Origin of the sequence: uncultured Formosa sp., assembly GCF_947500765.1 — a bacterium.
In the GTDB taxonomy this organism is placed as follows: domain Bacteria; phylum Bacteroidota; class Bacteroidia; order Flavobacteriales; family Flavobacteriaceae; genus Formosa.
Genome location: NZ_CANMTH010000002.1, coordinates 111717 through 130704, shown reverse-complemented (window position 1 = coordinate 130704; position 18988 = coordinate 111717). Strand labels below are relative to the sequence as shown.

General features: G+C 32.3%; 12 protein-coding genes. 7 read left to right on the top strand and 5 right to left on the bottom strand.

What is annotated here, in order from left to right; all coding sequences use genetic code 11:
- Nucleotides 1-130: 130 nt before the first annotated feature.
- Together Q1B05_RS03640 and Q1B05_RS03635 are read right to left on the bottom strand one after the other, a co-directional pair.
- A complete protein-coding gene (locus Q1B05_RS03640) occupies nt 131-1090 on the bottom strand; it encodes an OmpA family protein (RefSeq protein ID WP_299777685.1) in 960 nt (319 codons plus the stop codon).
- 30 nt (nt 1091-1120) lie between these two features.
- Nucleotides 1121-1882, bottom strand: coding sequence for an exodeoxyribonuclease III (locus Q1B05_RS03635; RefSeq protein WP_299777684.1), 762 nt, complete (start codon nt 1880-1882; stop codon nt 1121-1123).
- Between the two features lie 283 nt (nt 1883-2165).
- On the opposite strand from Q1B05_RS03635, the gene Q1B05_RS03630 reads away from it, so the two are divergent.
- On the top strand, nt 2166-5570 hold the full coding sequence (locus tag Q1B05_RS03630) for a hypothetical protein (RefSeq protein ID WP_299777682.1): 3405 nt from the start codon (nt 2166-2168) through the stop codon (nt 5568-5570).
- A 257-nt stretch (nt 5571-5827) separates the two neighbouring features.
- Here the strand turns inward: Q1B05_RS03630 and Q1B05_RS03625 are convergent, their stop codons facing one another.
- Complete coding sequence (locus tag Q1B05_RS03625) at nt 5828-7369, bottom strand: glycine--tRNA ligase (RefSeq protein WP_299777680.1); 1542 nt, start codon at nt 7367-7369, stop codon at nt 5828-5830.
- Between the two features lie 88 nt (nt 7370-7457).
- Here Q1B05_RS03625 and Q1B05_RS03620 point away from each other — a divergent pair, with 88 nt between their 5' ends.
- Both Q1B05_RS03620 and Q1B05_RS03615 read left to right on the top strand, forming a co-directional pair.
- Nucleotides 7458-8135: a ComF family protein gene (locus tag Q1B05_RS03620; protein WP_299777678.1), complete on the top strand. Its 678-nt coding sequence runs from the start codon at nt 7458-7460 to the stop codon at nt 8133-8135.
- A 56-nt stretch (nt 8136-8191) separates the two neighbouring features.
- Nucleotides 8192-9799, top strand: coding sequence for an Ig-like domain-containing protein (locus Q1B05_RS03615; protein ID WP_299777676.1), 1608 nt, complete (start codon nt 8192-8194; stop codon nt 9797-9799).
- Here Q1B05_RS03615 and Q1B05_RS03610 read toward each other — a convergent pair.
- Both Q1B05_RS03610 and Q1B05_RS03605 read right to left on the bottom strand, forming a co-directional pair.
- A complete protein-coding gene (locus Q1B05_RS03610) occupies nt 9786-10565 on the bottom strand; it encodes an amidohydrolase (protein ID WP_299777674.1) in 780 nt (259 codons plus the stop codon). The two genes, Q1B05_RS03615 and Q1B05_RS03610, sit on opposite strands and share 14 nt — an antisense overlap.
- A complete protein-coding gene (locus tag Q1B05_RS03605; RefSeq protein WP_299777672.1) occupies nt 10565-10894 on the bottom strand; it encodes a hypothetical protein in 330 nt (109 codons plus the stop codon). The genes Q1B05_RS03610 and Q1B05_RS03605 overlap by 1 nt, the downstream gene beginning before the upstream one ends.
- Before the next feature lie 184 nt (nt 10895-11078).
- On the opposite strand from Q1B05_RS03605, the gene Q1B05_RS03600 reads away from it, so the two are divergent.
- The 4 genes from Q1B05_RS03600 (at nt 11079) to Q1B05_RS03585 (ending at nt 18959) form a co-directional block, all read left to right on the top strand.
- On the top strand, nt 11079-13166 hold the full coding sequence (locus Q1B05_RS03600) for a S46 family peptidase (RefSeq protein WP_299777670.1): 2088 nt from the start codon (nt 11079-11081) through the stop codon (nt 13164-13166).
- Nucleotides 13167-13301: 135 nt separating this feature from the next.
- Nucleotides 13302-14927 (top strand): tetratricopeptide repeat protein, encoded by a 1626-nt coding sequence (locus Q1B05_RS03595; RefSeq protein WP_299777668.1) that lies wholly within the window; start codon nt 13302-13304, stop codon nt 14925-14927.
- A gap of 162 nt (nt 14928-15089) precedes the next feature.
- A complete protein-coding gene (locus tag Q1B05_RS03590) occupies nt 15090-17942 on the top strand; it encodes a TonB-dependent receptor (protein WP_299777666.1) in 2853 nt (950 codons plus the stop codon).
- 3 nt (nt 17943-17945) lie between these two features.
- On the top strand, nt 17946-18959 hold the full coding sequence (locus tag Q1B05_RS03585) for a phytase (protein ID WP_299777664.1): 1014 nt from the start codon (nt 17946-17948) through the stop codon (nt 18957-18959).
- The last annotated feature ends 29 nt before the right edge of the window (nt 18960-18988 follow it).

Sequence of the window (18988 nt, the reverse complement as noted above, 5' to 3'; positions counted from 1 at the left end):
CTTAAGCTACTAAGTTAAAGTTAATTTCTACGTTAATAAAAAAAAGAACCGCTAAATGTATTTTGAATTAGTATAAATTACTAAATACATTTAGCGGTTTGTATCTTAAATTATATGATAAAAAGCCGTATTAAATTTCGTTTAAAAGTTTAGAAATCTCATCTAACTTAGGAGTTAATATCACTTCTATTCTACGGTTTTTAGCACGACCTTCGGCAGTTGTATTTGAGGCGATTGGAGCAAATTCTCCGCGTCCAGCTGCTGTTAAATTTTCTGGATTTATATTACTATTCTCTCTTAAAATATTTACGATTGCAGTAGCCCGTTTTGTAGATAAATCCCAGTTTCCTGACAATTGCCCTGTACCTTTATAAGGCACATCGTCTGTATGTCCTTCTATTAAAACAGCAATATCTGGATTTTTAGACAACACAGTTCCTAATTGATTCACTGCACGACGACCTTCTGTACCTACTGCCCAACTTCCTGAACCAAATAGTAATTTATTTTCCATAGAAATATAGACTTTACCATTACGTTGCTCTACAGTTAACCCTTTACCTTCAAAATCTGTTAAGGCTCTAGATATTGCATCTTTTAAAGCATGCATACTGGCATCTTTCTGAGCTATTACACGTTCTAATTCTGCTACACGTTGTGAGCGCGATTGTAATTCTTTCTTCAACTCTTCTAATCTGGTATTCTCTGCTGCTAATGCTTGTTCTTTAGCTTCTAATTGCGCCAACAACTCTCTGTTTTGTTGCACATTTTTCGCAATAGACGCTGAACTATTTTTCTCTAAAGCATCGTAAGATGATTGTAAATTATCGTAATTAGATTTTAATGCATTGTATTCGTTCTGAAGCTTATCTCGCTGAGCAACTGTTTCTTTATAATTCTTATTAAGTACATCTAATTCGGATTCTAATTGCATTTTCTGATCAGACAACTCTGAATTTTCATCCATTAAAGATTTATTTTCCTGCTTTAAAACCTCATGTCTAGCTTCTAAATCTTTGTAAACTCCAGGAGCTACACAAGATGTTGCAACAACAATAGATAATGCCGATATTACTAATTTACAATTCATATTAATCAAATTAAAAGTTATTTAAATATGTTAAGCAATCTCTACTAAAACAGGACAGTGATCGCTATGTTTTGCTTCGGGTAAAATCACAGCACGTTTTAAACGATCTTCTAAGGGATTCGCGACCAAACAATAATCTATACGCCAACCTTTATTATTATTTCTAGCATTAGCACGATAGCTCCACCAACTGTAATGATCTGGTTCTTTATTAAAAAACCGAAACGAATCTATAAATCCGCTATCCATAAATGCACCAATCCACTCGCGCTCTACAGGTAAAAACCCAGATACATTTTTATTTCTTACAGGATCGTGAATATCTATAGCCTCATGACAAATATTATAGTCGCCACAAATAACTAAATTAGGAATGTCTTTCTTTAGTTCTGTGATATAATCCTGAAACATGGCCATGTATTCAAACTTATGTTCTAATCGTGCAATATTTGTTCCCGAAGGCAAATACAAACTCATAACAGAAACACCATCAAAGTCTGCTCTAATATTACGCCCTTCAAAATCCATTGTTTCAATTCCCGTGCCAAATTCGATATGATTCGGTTTTGTTTTACTTAAAATTGCAACACCACTATATCCTTTTTTCTGAGCACTATACCAATAATTGTAAGGATATCCTGCTTCAGCAAAAATATCGAGATCTAATTGATCTTCATTAGCCTTAATTTCCTGCAAACAAATAACATCTGGATTTGCACTTTTTAACCAATCTATGAATCCTTTTTTTAAGGCGGCACGAATACCATTTACGTTGTAAGAAATTATCTTCATTTTTGCTATTTTATTGCACAATCTATTCAATATTTACAAACAATATGCGTTTAGTAAACTTGATGTGCTTATTTTTTTATAGAATTTCAGCTAAAATAAATAATACGTTACTTTTACACTATTAATTTAATGACCTTTTAACAGAAAGCAACATGAATAACCTTAAAGGAAACTCTTAATACCTTTTTATTAGACAATAATCTTATTTCGATGTAAAAATCGAAGCCTTTAAAACACTCTTAATGAGTAAAATATTTTAAACGCTACACTGTTTAAATACTACATGAAATTTATAATCGCCTTTATTTGTTTTTGTTTTAGCCTTTGTGTCTTTTCGCAAGAGCCAAACTCTAATTACAAAACAAAAAAACTGGCTATTAAAGACTCTATTATTATAGACAGTGTAAGTATTAACCCGAGTTGGTTTACTATAAAAACAACCGCAAACACAAGTATTGACACGAGCTTATACTCGATTAATTTCCCTAAAGCATTATTAACATTTAAACAACCAATTGATACTGATTCCATTCTAGTTTCTTATTTAAAATACCCCAATTTTTTAACAAAAACGTATAAATTGTTAGATGAAAACATTATTCTATCTAACACCAATAATCAACAAAAATTATACAAACTATCACAATCTAAACGCACGACAAACTACATCCCTTTTGACGGGCTAACAACTTCAGGAAGCATTTCTAGAGGTGTTACAGTTGGAAGTAACCAAAACTCGGTATTAAACAGTGAGCTAGACTTACAAATTACAGGTAAACTGAATGATAAAATATCTTTGCGCGCCTCTATTCAAGACGCAAATATACCTTTACAAGAAAGCGGTTACTCCCAACGTTTAGATGAATTTGATCAAGTATTTATTGAAATTTTTAGTGACAATTGGAATATTAGAGCAGGAGATGTAGATTTAGAAAACACAAGTACTTATTTTGCTAATTTTAGTAAGCGTGTTCAAGGTTTATCTTTAAATGCAACAATTAATCATGACCATTCTAAAACTAATGTTTATGCTGCAGGTGCAGTGGTTAGTGGACAGTTTACACAGAGTACATTTACAGCAGAAGAAGGTAATCAGGGGCCTTATAAACTAGATGGTCCGAATGACGAACTTTATGTACTTATAGTATCTGGTAGCGAAACAGTTTATGTAAATGGCATTGCCTTAGAGCGTGGTGAAAACAATGATTATATTATTGATTATAATGCTGGTGAAGTAATATTTAATTCGACTTACCCTGTAACTTCAGAAATGCGAGTTACCGTAGATTTTCAATATAGCGAACTTGATTATTCTAGAATTATTGGCTATGGTGGTAGTCGCTACCAAAGTGATAAGTTTGATATTGGCATTTCTGTGTATTCTGAAAGCGATTCTAAAAACAGCCCCATTCAACAAAACTTATCTACAGATCAAGTAGCCATTTTATCTGAAGCGGGAGACGATACTACCAAAATGATTGTAGCTTCAGAAACACCAGAAACCTTTAGCGATAATCAAATTTTGTACAAAAAAGAAAATATTAACGGTGTTGATGTTTATGTGTTTTCTAACGATCCGGATGACGATCTTTATAGTGTTACCTTTAGCGCTGTAGACGATAATTATGGCGATTATGTATTAAGTAGCATAAACGCAATTAATGATATTTATGAATATGTCGCTCCAATAAACGGGATTTCTCAAGGTAGTTATGCCCCAATTACACAACTTGTTTCTCCTTCTAAATTACAAATGGCAATAATAAACGGAACGTACAAACCATCTTCTAAAACGAATATTTATTTTGAAGGAGCAGGAAGTATAAACGATTTAAACTTATTTTCTGATTTAGATGATGACGATAATAACGGCTTTGCAGGAAAATTAAAAATCAGTCAAAATATAATTAAACAGAAAGATCTTTGGACTCTAGATGTTACAACCGACTTAGATTACATTCAACAGAATTTTGAATCTATAGAGTATATTTACAATACAGAATTTGATCGAGACTGGAATATTGATAACACGATAGGTGACCAAACATTATTAACTAGTGGGCTTGAATTACGATTAGCAGGAAAAGCCTTATTTAAATATCAATTTGAGCATTTAAGTTTTCAAAATAATTTTAATGGAAATAGGCACATTGCAACAGGATTTCTTCAATTAAACAAGTTTTACTTCTCCTCTAATTCTAGTTATTTAGATTCTAAATCGGACACAGATACCTCAACATTCTTACGCTCTTCTAACACAATAACTTACAGCTTTACAAAAGGTTGGATTGGAACAAAAATAGCTTTAGAAGATAATCAGCAAAAAGACAAAACCACAGATTCTTATCTGGAAGACAGTCAGAAATTTAAAAGCTACGAAGTATTTACAGGAATTGGAGATAGTTTAAATTTGTTTGCAGAAGTAGGTTTTAAATACCGTGTAAACGACAGCATAAGAGATAATAACTTACAACATGTAAACACATCTAAAACCTATTATTTAGATTCTAGATTAATTCAAAACACAAGTACAAATCTATCGCTTTATGTAAATTACAGAACGTTAGACAATGTAGATCAAGAGAATGAAAACTCTTTAAACTCTCGCCTTATTTACAACCAAGGCTTCTTTAAACAAATGGTACAATGGAATACTATTTTTGAAACCAATTCTGGTACTCTAGCAGAACAAGAATACACTTATGTTGAAGTTGAAGCTGGACAAGGTTCTTATACTTGGATTGATTATAACGCAGATGGCATACAAGAATTAGAAGAGTTTGAATTGGCACAATTTGAAGATGAAGGTATCTATTTACGTGTATCTTTACCTAACCAAGTGTATCTAAAAACACACCAAAATAGATTTAGCCAAACATTAACTTTAAACCCTCAACAATGGGTAAATTCTGAGCTAGGTTTTAAATCTTTACTCTCAAAATTCTACAATCAAACATCATATTTAATAGATAGTAAAACAGAACGTGATGGTAATAATTTTCAAATCAATCCATTTAAAACCAATCAAAAAAACCAGGTAGGTTTACAATTAAATGTTAGAAATGTACTTTATTTTAATCGCGGAAAACAACATTACACAACCTCTTATACATTCTTAACAAACAAGGTACGTAGTGTTTCTTCTATTGGTTACACTCAAAATAACATAGACAGCCATCAATTAAATTTTAATCACAAAATTGCACAAAGTTGGCTCGTTACACTTTTAAGTAGTTTAAGTACAACAGAAAGTATTAGCGAGAATTATGTGAGTAAAAATTATAATATAGATGAAACGCAGTTTAACCCGAAATTAACCTATTTATTTAACGAAAACACACGGTTTGATATCTTTTATCAATTTACCAATAAAGAGAATACTATTGATAGTTTTGAAACTCTAGAACAACAAAAATATGGCACATCTTTTTCTATTTCTAATCTTCAGCAATCTGCCATAAGTGGTGAATTTAATTATTTCTCGAACACCTATTCTGGAGATTCAACCACGCCTGTAGCATACGAAATGTTAGAAGGTTTACAACCTGGTAAAAACTTTACTTGGACGCTTTTAATACAGAAAAAAATAACTAAATTTTTAGATTTAAACCTCTCGTATTATGGTCGTAAAACAGAGACAAGTAATACCATTCACACAGGGACAGTACAATTAAAAGCCTATTTTTAAAATAAAAATAAAGCCTAAACATTTTAATGCTTAGGCTTATAGGTTCAGTAGATTTGAAAATTGTAAAATTAACCACAACAAATTTAATTCATTTATTAATAAGACTGGTTATCTACATTTTATACCGTAAATTTAAGTAAAATTTATTATTTCAAGTTGCGGGAAAACCGTACTTTTTGAAGAAAAATTAATCTTCTAAAAACAAAAAATCCTTAAGTAAAAAACTTAAGGATTTTTAATTATGTGTAAACTACCTGTTACATTTTCATTAACCAAGTACGTACATCTACTTCTTGTTTAATAATATTACGAAGGTCTTCAATTTTAACACGAGTTTGTTCCATAGTATCTCTATGGCGAATAGTTACCATATTATCTTCTAAAGTATCGTGATCTACAGTAATACAAAACGGTGTTCCGTTTGCATCTTGTCTTCGGTAACGTCTTCCAACAGCATCTTTTTCATCGTAAACCACATTGAAATCCCATTTTAAATCTTCAACAATTTTTCTTGCAACTTCTGGTAAACCGTCCTTTTTAACCAATGGTAAAATGGCCGCTTTAACTGGCGCTAAAACTGCTGGTAATTTTAAAACTGTACGCGTTGTATTGTTTTCTAATTCTTCCTCAACTAAAGAATTCGAGAATACAGCTAAAAACATACGATCTAAACCAATAGAGGTTTCTACAACGTAAGGCACATAGCTTTTGTTTTCTTCGTGATCGAAATATTGTAGTTTCTTACCAGAAAATTTTTCGTGCTGACTTAAATCGAAATCTGTACGAGAATGTATTCCTTCTAATTCTTTAAATCCGAAAGGAAATTTAAACTCTATATCTGCTGCTGCATCTGCATAATGTGCTAATTTATCATGATCGTGAAAACGGTAATTTTCTTCCCCCATTCCTAATGATAAATGCCATTTTAAACGTGTTTCTTTCCATTGCTCGTACCATTCTTTTTGAGTTCCTGGTTTTACAAAAAATTGCATTTCCATTTGTTCAAATTCACGCATACGAAAAATAAACTGTCTTGCAACAATCTCGTTTCTAAATGCTTTTCCTGTCTGTGCAATTCCAAAAGGAATCTTCATTCGTCCACTTTTCTGAACGTTTAAAAAATTCACAAAAATACCTTGAGCTGTCTCTGGTCTTAAATATAAGTCCATTGCAGTATCTGCAGAAGCTCCTATTTTTGTACCAAACATCAAATTAAACTGCTTAACTTCTGTCCAATTTTTAGACCCTGTAAGCGGATCTGCAATTTCTAATTCATCTATAAGTGCTTTAACATCGGCTAAATCTTCATTTTCTAAAGATTTCCCCATACGTGCTAAAATATTGTCTATTTTTTCTTTGTACCCAACTACACGTCCATTAGTACTTAAAAATTCTTCTTTATTAAAGTCATCACCAAAACGTTTTGCTGCTTTAGCAACTTCTTTATCTATTTTATTCTCTATTTTAGCACAATAGTCTTCAATTAAAACATCTGCTCTATAGCGCTTTTTTGAATCTTTATTATCGATTAACGGATCGTTAAAGGCATCGATATGCCCGGAAGCTTTCCAAGTGGTTGGATGCATAAAAATTGCGGCATCTATACCTACAATATTTTCATGCATTTGCACCATGGCTTTCCACCAATAGTCGCGTATATTTTTCTTTAATTCCACACCGTTTTGTGCGTAATCGTATACTGCACTTAAACCGTCGTAAATCTCACTACTCTGGAACACATAACCGTATTCCTTTGCATGTGAAATTACCTTCTTAAATTGATCATCTTGATTTGCCATGCTACAAAAATATAAAACGCTAGAAAACTACACGTATCTTTTTTTCAAAGTATTACGTTTTTTTTGTAATTTATAAGTTTTAGGTCTTATGCTTGAAGCGTTATTTAATATTTTCTTCCCCAAAGTGTGTTACATCTGTCAGAATATTTTAGCAGATGGAGAACAAACGCTGTGCACAGACTGCAGACACCGCTTGCCTGTAACTCAATTTCATTTTAATAACGACGCTAGTGTTTCTAAAATTTTCTACGGAAGAGTAAAAACTGAACAAGCTACAGCTCTTTTTCGTTTCGAAAAAAAAGGGATGACACAAAAACTCATTCATCAGTTAAAGTATAAAGGAAAAGAACCCATTGGTACCTTTTTAGGCGATTGGCTTGGCGGAGATTTACAAACTTTAGATGTTTATAAAACTATTGATATTGTAATTCCTGTTCCGCTTCATAAAAAGAAACTCAAAAAACGAGGATATAATCAAGTCGCAAAATTTGGACAACAATTAGCAAAGGCGCTAGATGCCGAATATATGGATAATGTGTTAATAAAAGTTACCAATGCAAACTCGCAAGTAACTAAAAACAGACTAAGCAGATGGACAAACTCTGACACCATTTTCAGTGTACAATCTTTAAATAAAATAAGCAACAAACACATTTTACTTGTAGATGATATTATTACCACGGGAGCCACAATGGAAGCGTGTGCAACCTTACTTTTGCGAGGTAAAAATGTTAAAATAAGCATAGCAGCAATGGCAATTGCTTAAACTGTTTTTTGTTACTGCTAAATAAGTTGTTTCTTTGTGTAAACTTTAAAGTAGAAATGAGTAAAACGCTTTCAAATTTTTTGTTCATAAGTGTCTTGTGTTTATGTATCGCAAACTGTGCCAATAGAGGAACTCCTACTGGTGGAGAAAAAGATGTAACCCCTCCAAAAATTCTAAAATCTGTACCCGAAAATTTCTCGATAAATTTTAATAAAAAAGAAATTAAAATCTATTTTGATGAGTACATTAAAATTAACGATTTAAGTAAGCAGCTTATTATTTCGCCACCAATGAATACGACTCCTGAAATTACACCTTTAGGAACAGCGAGTAAAACTATTACTATAAAAATATACGACACCCTTGCCCCTAACACGACTTATGCTTTTAATTTTGGAAGTAGCATAGTAGATAATAATGAAGGAAATCCGTTTCCGTATTATAAATATGTATTCTCTACAGGATCTTATATAGACTCCCTAACTGTTGCAGGTGTTATTCTAGATGCCACTTCTAAGAAACCTGATAATTTTGTTACCGTAGCCTTATACGAAGTAGATTCTACTTTTACAGATTCTATTATATATAAAGAAAAACCAAAATATGTAACCAATACTTTAGACAGTATTACCACATTTGTTTTGCAAAATCTAAAAGCTGGAAAGTATCTTTTAACTGCGATGAAAGATGAAAGTCAAGATTATATTTTTCAGCAAAAAACTGATAAAATAGCATTTAATAAAACATTTATAGAACTTCCTACAGATTCTATTTATCACTTAACTTTATTTAAAGAAGATTTAGACTTTAAGTCGTATAAACCACGCTTACTTTCTAAAGGAAAAATAGCGTTTGGATTTGAAGGAGATTATAAAAACATGAAAATTGATGTGTTAACTCAAACACCTTCAGACTTTGAACATGCTATAATAAAAGATAAAGAAGCAGATTCTTTAATGTATTGGTATAGACCAAAATTAGAAACCGATTCGCTTCGTTTTAAAGTAAGCTACAAAAACACGGTAATAGATACGTTTGATGTAAAGATTACAGATAAACTTCAAGACTCCTTAATTATAAAAGGCGAGCCTTCAGGACAAATTAATTTTAAAGACAATTTTATATTATCGGCTTCTACTCCTTTTAAATCTTTAAACCCTTCTCAAATTTCACTTATTGATAAAGATTCTACTGTAGTTCCGTACACCACAAAAATGGATACGCTTAACAACAATGTTACCTTTTTCTTTGATAAGAAAGAAAACTCTAAATATCGTTTACAATTTTTACCAGAAGCAATTACAGATTTCTTCGACAATAAAAACGACACATTACAATATGTAATGCAAACAAAGGCTTACGACGATTATCCTAATGCGCGTATTATTCTTAAAAATGCACAATATCCAGTCATTGTACAATTAACAACCGAAAAAGGGGACGTCATAAACGAAATATATAGTACAGAGCCAGAGCCAATAGATTTCAATTACTTAAAAACTGGTAAATATTATCTTCGTGTGATTTACGATGAAAACGGTAACAAAAAATACGATACAGGTAATTACTTAAAAAAAATACAACCAGAACGCATTAGCTATTATCCAGAACTTATAGAAGTACGTGTAGGATGGGATTCTGAATATGAATTTATTCTAAAATAAAAACATCTCTATCATTTAGAAACTTAAATTTATTTCGGGTATTTAATACCTCATCTCTATTTAAAGCAACAATACGATAGCCTATTTCGTTTTCTACGAAAGCCGATATGGTTTCTCCCAAAGGATTATAGACTGCAGAATGGCCTGAATATTCATGGCCTTTTGCATCTGTACCCACACGGTTAACACCAACACAATAACTCATGTTTTCTATAGCACGTGCTTGCAACAAGCTATCCCAAGCAGTAATTCGTGTTTTAGGCCAATTAGCAACATAAAGCAACACATCGTAATCGTTATTATACCTCGCCCAAACAGGAAAGCGTAAATCGTAGCACACTAAAGGGCAAAGCGACCACCCTTTATAATCAATTATTACACGTTCTATTCCGGCTGTATAAACGGCATCTTCTCCTGCCAATGTAAACGTATGTCTTTTTTTATAAGACTTTATATCTCCATTAGGATATACAAACACTAATTGGTTGTAATATTTGTTAGCTTCAGTTATAATAAGACTTCCCATAACAGCAGCATTTTTATAGGCTGCTAATTGTTGCATCCAAGCGACAGAATTCCCTGTAATGGTTTCAGCACATTTAGGTGCATTCATAGTAAATCCTGTAGTAAACATTTCAGGAAGTACTATAATATCTATCTTGTCTGAAATAGACTCCACAATATCTTTTATATTATCACGATTTGCTTTTGGCGATTCCCATATTAACTCAGTCTGAATTAACGCTATTTGTAATTGATTTGTCATTAAAATATTAAAAATTTCTTCTTTTCTTTAGCTTCGTTTTTAGCCTTCTTTTCTTTCTTAGACTGCTTACGTGCTGCTTTAGCTTCTGCCTTGTCTTTGGTTTTATTCTTTTTTTTAGCTTCGCGAAAGGCTTTTTCATTAGCTTCATATTTATTACGAATATTTCGCTGATCGTCTAACGTTAAGCTTTCAGTTACATTGTAACCTCTTAATAAAATGGAGTTTCCTTTTACTTCATAAACATTGCCTTTATACTCAATTTTTTGAGCATTTATTGCAATTATAAAAAACAATGAAAAAGCAACTGTAAATAGTAGTTTTTGTTTCATATAAATAAGAATTGGGATTACTAATTTACTAAAATTCAATGTATTTGTCTATAAATTTGATTCTTATACTAATTTTAATTATTTATATCCTTTAAAAATCGAACTATAATAAGACGTAAATACACAACTAAAAGTGTACATATATATTTGCTTTTTTATCTTTGCAGGAACTAAAAACAAACTCATGAAATTATTCAAAATTCTACTCCTTTTTTTAACACTTCAAGTCAGTGCACAACAAGGAGGTATGTGGATTCCTTCGCTTTTACAAGGCATGAACGAAGACGACATGCAATCTTTAGGAAGTAAACTTTCTGCAGATGATATTTACGATGTTAATCATTCTAGTTTAAAAGATGCTATTGGGCATTTTAATGGAGGCTGTACGAGTGAAGTCATCTCTAAACAAGGTTTATTATTAACCAATCATCACTGCGGATACAGTCAGATTCAGTCACATTCATCTTTAGAAAACGACTATTTAAAAGACGGATTTTGGGCTAAATCTTTTGATGAAGAACTACCTAACAACGGACTCTATGTTGAATTCATTGTACGTATTGAAGATGTAACTGCACAAGTTCTTGAAGGGGTTACTAAAGATATGACAGCTAAAGAAAAACAAGCTAAAACAGATGGAAATAGTAACCGAATTCAGGCCGCTACAAAAAAAGAAGATTGGCAAAACACGAAGATAAAATCATTCTTTAAAGGCAATCAATATTTCTTATTTGTTACCGAACGTTTTAACGATATTCGTTTAGTTGGAGCACCTCCTACAAGTATTGGAAAATTTGGATCTGACACAGACAACTGGGTGTGGCCTAGACACACTGGAGACTTTTCAATTTTCAGAATTTATGCCGATAAAAACAATCGTCCGGCAGAATATTCTAAAGACAACAAACCTTACAAACCAAAACACTTTTTACCAGTCTCTTTAGACGGAATTAGCGAAGGAGATTTCACTTTAGTTTTTGGTTTCCCTGGAACTACAGAAGAATATTTACCTGCAGTTGCTATTAAAGAAATTACAGAGCAATTAAACCCAAGCAACATTGCTATTCGTGAAGCGGCTTTAAAAGTGATAGATGCAAAAATGAAAGAAAGCGATGAAATTCGTATTCAATATGCCTCTAAACAAGCACGAATTGCAAACTATTGGAAAAAATGGATTGGCGAAAATACTGGAATAAAAAAGAGTAATGCCATCGCTAAAAAGAAAGCCGAAGAAGTAACGTTTACTGAAGCTTTAAAAGCAAAAAAACTTGAAGAAGAATACGGCCACATTCTTCCAGACCTTGAAACACAATACAATGCTTTTGCTCCTGTAGATATTAAGCGTAATAATTTTGTTGAAATTTTTATAAGAACAAACGAGTTGATGTCTATGATGTTTAGATTAACACAGCTTGAAGCTGCCGCATCTAAAGACGAAGCGACTTTTAATAAAGCGAAAGAAGCCATGCAAGGCAGGATTAAGAGCACTTTAAAAGACTTTAACACACAAGTAGATAAAGGTGTTTTCAAAGCAATTATGCCGTTCTACACTAAAAATGTCAATGCTTCAATTTACGATAATACAGCATTTACAAATTTAGATAGCGCTTTAGCTGTACTTGAGGGCACTCCTATTGAAGTGGTTGAAAAACTAAATAAAGATGCGGCTTACGCCTTTGCAAAACCATTTATTGAAGATTTCTACACAACTATTGAGCCTGATTTCCAAGAAAAAAACTCAGCAATTAATGCTCTAGAAACTCAATATATGAAAGCTCTTATGGAGGTTGTTCCTAATGAACGTTATTATCCAGATGCTAACAGTACGCTTCGTGTGACTTACGGACAAGTTCGCGGCTACGAACCTAGAGATGCGGTATATTATAATCCGGTGTCTTATTTAGATGGTGTTATGGAAAAATATGTACCTGGCGATTACGAGTTTGATGTTCCTCAAAAACTTCAAGACTTATATACTTCTAAAGACTACGGACGCTACGCAGATGCAAACGGAAAACTTCCTGTGTGTTTCTTAGGAACAAACCATACTACTGGAGGAAACTCTGGAAGTCCTGCTATTGATGCTGAAGGAAATCTAGTAGGCTTAAATTTTGATCGTGTTTGGGAAGGCACTATGAGTGACATGAATTACGATCCAGAAATTTGTAGAAACATTATGGTCGATGTACGTTATGTATTATTCATAATCGACAAATACGCTGGTGCAGAACGCTTAATTAAGGAAATGAAATTAGTTCATCCTAAAAAGTAAGATTTCAATTCGAATATATATTTAAACAAAAGCCCCTTTTCTATCTCAGGAAAGGGGCTTTTATTTTCAACAAACACAGCAAAAAGGTGATGATAAAGTAATATTTAAATAACATTGCGTTTTTTAATTTTGGCCATGATTACACACAAAATTACCTTCTTTTTTCATGAGCTTAAAAATTATTTCTCAAGTAAAACTTTAGCCCTAGTTCTATGTCTTCTTTTCAATACAGTTCTTCTTAAGGCTCAAGAAAAAAAATATAGCTACCTAAAAAAAATAGATTCTGTGTTTACAGAATTAAAAAACCAATTAAACCATGCTGAAAGCACGAATAACAATACAGAAATTGTTCATTATCATATTCAATTAGCAAATTTCTACGAACATTTAGGGATAGAAAACGAAGCCATAAAAAATTACCATAGTGCTTTAGAACGTCATACACAAACAGACACAACTTCGGTTTATATTAGTAATAAAATTGGAGCCATACACCTGTCTTTAAAGCAATATAAAAATGCATTACAATATTTAAATAAAAGTTTAAATATTACAGAACAAATTAATTTTGAAAAAGGAAAAGCAACCAGTTATGCCTTATTAGGTAGTGTAGCCGAAAAAGAATCTAATTATACGTTAGCACTACAGAATCAAGAAAAAAGTTTAGCCATTTTCGAAAAACTTTCCGACAGCACAGGCTTAGCCTTTACATACGAAAACATAGGTAGTATTTACGAAGATTTAGGACAGTTTGATAGTGCTTTAAATTATTTTCTAAAAGCCAATAAATACGCTATTCACATCCCCTCGAATAATAGAATAAATATTATTAATAATCTTGGAGATGCAAATCGAAAAATGGGAAAAGCAAATGAAGCGCTTCCATACACGCAATTAGCTCTCCAAATGGCTAAAACTGAAGAAAACACACATCAAACAGAAGCTGCTTTTAAAGATTTAGCTTTAAATTATGCAGATTTAGGCGATCATAAAACCGCTTTTAATTACATGATTAAATACAAAGATTTAAATGCTAAAGAAAGTGAATATAAAAACGCAGAATTAGTTAGTATCCTACAAATCCTTTATGAAGTAGAAGAACGCGAAGCCGAAGTAAAATTACTTAATAAACAACACGAATTAAATCAAGTCAGGCAACGCATTATTTTACTATCTAGTACATTCCTTATTCTTATGTTAATTGGTTGGCTTCTTTACTTTAGAAAACGCAAAAAACAACAATCTAAAATTCAAGATTATAAAAATAGACTTTTGCAATCCGATCTCGAAAAAAAGACAAACGAAGAAGCTGCCTTACAAAGAGAAATTGATTTTAAAATATCGGCACTTACAAATTACAGTTTGCATTTATCTCATAAAAATAAAATGCTGTCAGATATTTCTAGAACACTAACAAATTTAAAAGATAGAAATACCGTTTTAATAAAATCGAAACTTAAAACCCTTATTAAAGACATAGATTTTGACTTAGCACAGGAACAAGAATGGACAGAATTTATTGGTTTTTTCGAGCAAATTCATCCAAATTTTTTTCAAACCCTAAAAAACAGTGTTACAAAAGAATTATCGCCTTCTGAGCTACGATTATGCATGTTATTAAGACTTAATTTATCATCTAAAGAAATCGCTGCAATACTCCGAATAACCCCTGATAGTGTACGTATTGCACGTTATCGTCTTCGAAAAAAACTTCCTATAAGCGCAAAAGACGACCTTCAAATCTTTATTCTCAATTTATAAATTCAATGTTTCTAAACTATTACCTACATGTAATACCAATGTTAATGTTGCTTTTGAATATAGGCAAATTCGGGTTGTTTATTACATTTTGTTAACGCTTACTTTAGATAGAAAATCTATTCTGCATCTAAATTTGTCTCAAACAAAAATTGACAAAAAATCATGAAAAATTGGATTACATTAATGATGCTAATCGCAACAACTTTTAGTGCATTTGCCCAAACTGGACAAGTTCAAGGTCTCATCACAGATGAAAACAAGATCACAATTCCTGGAGCTTCAGTATTAATAAATGAACTTAATAAAGGAGCTGTATCAGATTTTAACGGAAACTTCACACTTGTAAATGTTGAAGCCGGTACCTATACACTAATTATAAAATATTTAGGGTATACAGAATATCGTCAACAAATCGTTGTTACCCCTAAACAAACAACAAACTTAAGAATTACACTTGCAGAACAAACTACAGAATTAGACGAAGTACAGATTGTATCTTTTGGTTTTGGAAGTCAGGCAAGAGCGCTTAACACTCAAAAAAACAAAAAAAACATTACCAATATAGTATCTACAGACCAAATTGGTAAATTTCCAGATGCAAATATAGGCGATGCCGTAAAACGTATTCCTGGTATTACTATGCAAGTAGATCAAGGAGAAGCTCGTAATATTATTGTTCGTGGTTTAGCACCACAATTAAATTCGGTAACATTAAACGGAAGTCGAATTCCATCTGCAGAAGGCGATAATAGAAATGTACAAATGGATTTAATTCCGTCTGATATGATTCAAAGTATCGAAGTTAACAAAGCCGTTACTCCAAATATGGATGCCGATGCCATTGGTGGCTCTGTAAACTTAATTACAAGAACATCTCCACAAGGATTTAGACTTTCTGCTACAGCTGGTTCTGGTATTAATTTAATTAACGACAAACGTATTTTAAACGGGGCGTTCTTAGTTGGAGACCGTAGTAAAAACAACAAATTCGGATGGGTAGTTGCAGCATCTTATAACGATACTCAATTTGGATCTGATGATGTTGAAGCAGAATGGAGTGACGAATTTGAATACAACACGGGTCTTACAGATAGTGAAGGAGATGATATTATGCAAAATGTAGTCGTTAATCCTTATGCAAGCGTTTCAGAAATTAGAGAATACCAAATTCAACGTATTCGTCGTAGCTTTTCAGCAAATTTCGATTACAAATTAAACAGCAATAATACGCTTTACTTTAAATCTATATACAACTGGAGAGACGATCGCGAAAACAGATTCCGCTTACAACAAGAAATTCTTGATGGTGAAGACATCTCTATTGGAGATTTTAATGTAGATGCAGACGGAAATCTAACAGCATTCCCAATTGAAGCAAAACGCCAAACTAAAGGAGGTATTAACAACAATCGTTCTAAAAACACACGTTTAGAAGACCAACGCATGCAAAACTACAGCATAGGTGGTGAACATTTAATAAACAACTTACAAGTAGATTGGATGGCATCTTACTCTAAAGCTTCTGAAGAACGCTTAAACGAACGTTATTTAGAATATGAAAATGAATTTGGTATAACCTTTAATAACAATTCAAAAAAGCCAAATTTCACACCTAGTAATCAAGATGAAGCTGATTTTAGCCTTTATGAATTAGGAGAATTATCTGAAGAAAACCAATACACAGATGAAGAAGATTTTAACGCATTAGTAAATTTTGAAGTGCCTCTTCATATTTTCGATAAAGAAAACGGAACTTTAAAATTTGGTGCAAAAACCAGATTAAAATCTAAAACACGTAATAACGACTTTACAGAATACAGCCCTGAAAATAATGACTTAGAATTTTTAGGAGACATTGCTACCAAAGATTACACAAGATCTGATTATAGTGCAGGATCTCAATACCAAATTGGATATTTTGGAACACCTGAATATTTAGGAAATTTAAATTTTTATAACAGTGAATTATTTGAAGCAGAAGATAAACCCGACGAATATGCGACTGCAAATTACGATGTAAAAGAAAACGTATATGCAGGTTATATTATGACCGACCAAAACATTACAGATAGATTAAGCTTTCTTTTTGGGATACGTTTAGAACACACAAATGCAGACGCAACTGGGAATGAAATTATTTTTGATGCAGATGGAGATTATTTAGAAACATCTCCTGTTACAAGCAAAAACAATTACACCAATATTTTACCTGGGTTACATGTAAAATACGACGTTACAGATAATACCGTTTTACGTTTTGCATGGACAAATACTATTGCAAGACCCAATTATGTAGACATTGTACCATTTAGAGAAATTAATAATGAAGATGAAGAAATAATATTAGGAAATGTTGATTTAAACCCTACAACCTCTATGAACTTCGATATTATGGCTGAACACTATTTTTCTTCTGTAGGATTACTTTCTGGAGGTGTATTCTATAAAAACATCGAAGATTTTATCTATACATTTCAATATGAAAACGCAGACGGCTATGAAGTTTACCAACCATTTAACGGAGACAAAGCTAATTTATTCGGTTTTGAAGCAGCATTCCAACGTCAATTAAATTTCTTACCTGGGTTCTTAAAAAATTTAAATATCTATTTAAACTACACTTATCTTAAATCTGATGCTTCTGGAATTAGAAATGAAGATGGAGAAGAGCGTGACGATTTAAATTTACCTAACACTGCCCCAAACATGTTTAACGGATCTCTGGGGTATACAAACAAACACTTTAGCTTACGTTTATCTGCCAATTATTCTGATGATTATATTGATGAAATTGGAGGTCGCGCATTCGAAGACAGATATTACGACGAGCAGTTCTTTTTAGACCTTAATGCTCGTGCAAACCTAACTAAACAGCTAAGTTTATATATAGATATTAATAACATTACAAACCAACCATTACGTTATTACCAAGGCGTGAGCTCTAGAACCATGCAAATGGAATATTATAAAACACGAATTACTTTTGGATTGAAATACGATTTATTTAAAAAATAAGATATGAAAAAATATATATTTAGCATTTTAGTAGCCGCAGCTTTAACAGGTTGTAAAAACAGTTTACCAGAGATTAAACCAACGTTAGTTACAGAAAAAACACCTCACGACACAGACGATCCTGCCATTTGGGTTAATAAAAAAAATCCGGAACAAAGTATAGTTTTCGGAACGGATAAAGATGAAACAAATGGCGGTGTATACGCTTTCGATTTAGACGGAAAAATAATAAAAGATAAAAGTATAACCAACTTAAGCTATCCTAACAATGTGGATATTGAATATGATTTTGCTTTAAACGACTCTACTAAAATTGATATTATGATGTTTACGGAACGTGAAAAACATCAAATACGTTTATATTCTATTCCAGACATGACGCCTTTAGATAATGGCGGATTCCCTGTTTTTGAAGACGAAACCGATTTAGAATTAAGACGTCCAATGGGAATTAGTCTATATAAAAATCCAGAAAACGGCAAAGTTTACGCCATTGTAGGACGCAAAAAGGGACCAATCGAAAATTATTTATACCAATATAAGTTACAACCAAACGCAGGAAAGGTAACCGCAAAACTGGTTAGAAAGTTTGGTGCATTTAGCGGAAATAAAGAAATTGAAGCTCTAGTTGTAGATGATGCTTTGGGACATGTATATTATTCTGATGAAGGTGTAGGTATTCGTAAATTTTATGCCGATCCAGCCAAAGGAAATAAACAAATCTCGATATTTGGAAGCGATCTTTTTAATCGCGACATAGAAGGTATTGCACTTGCAACCTATACTAATGGAGATGGTTTCTTAATAGTCTCAGATCAACAAGATCATACTTTCAATATTTTTAAACGTGGTGACAATAGTTTTGTAAAAACATTAAATCTAGGCACGCTAGAAACAGATGGTTGCGACGTAACAACAGAAGCTTTAGGACCAAAGTATCCGAATGGTTTATTTGTGTCTATGAACGACGAAAAAGATTTCTTCTTTCACAGTTTAGACTCTTTAAAATTGAGATAAATCTGTTTAAGATTACTTAAAAATCCCGC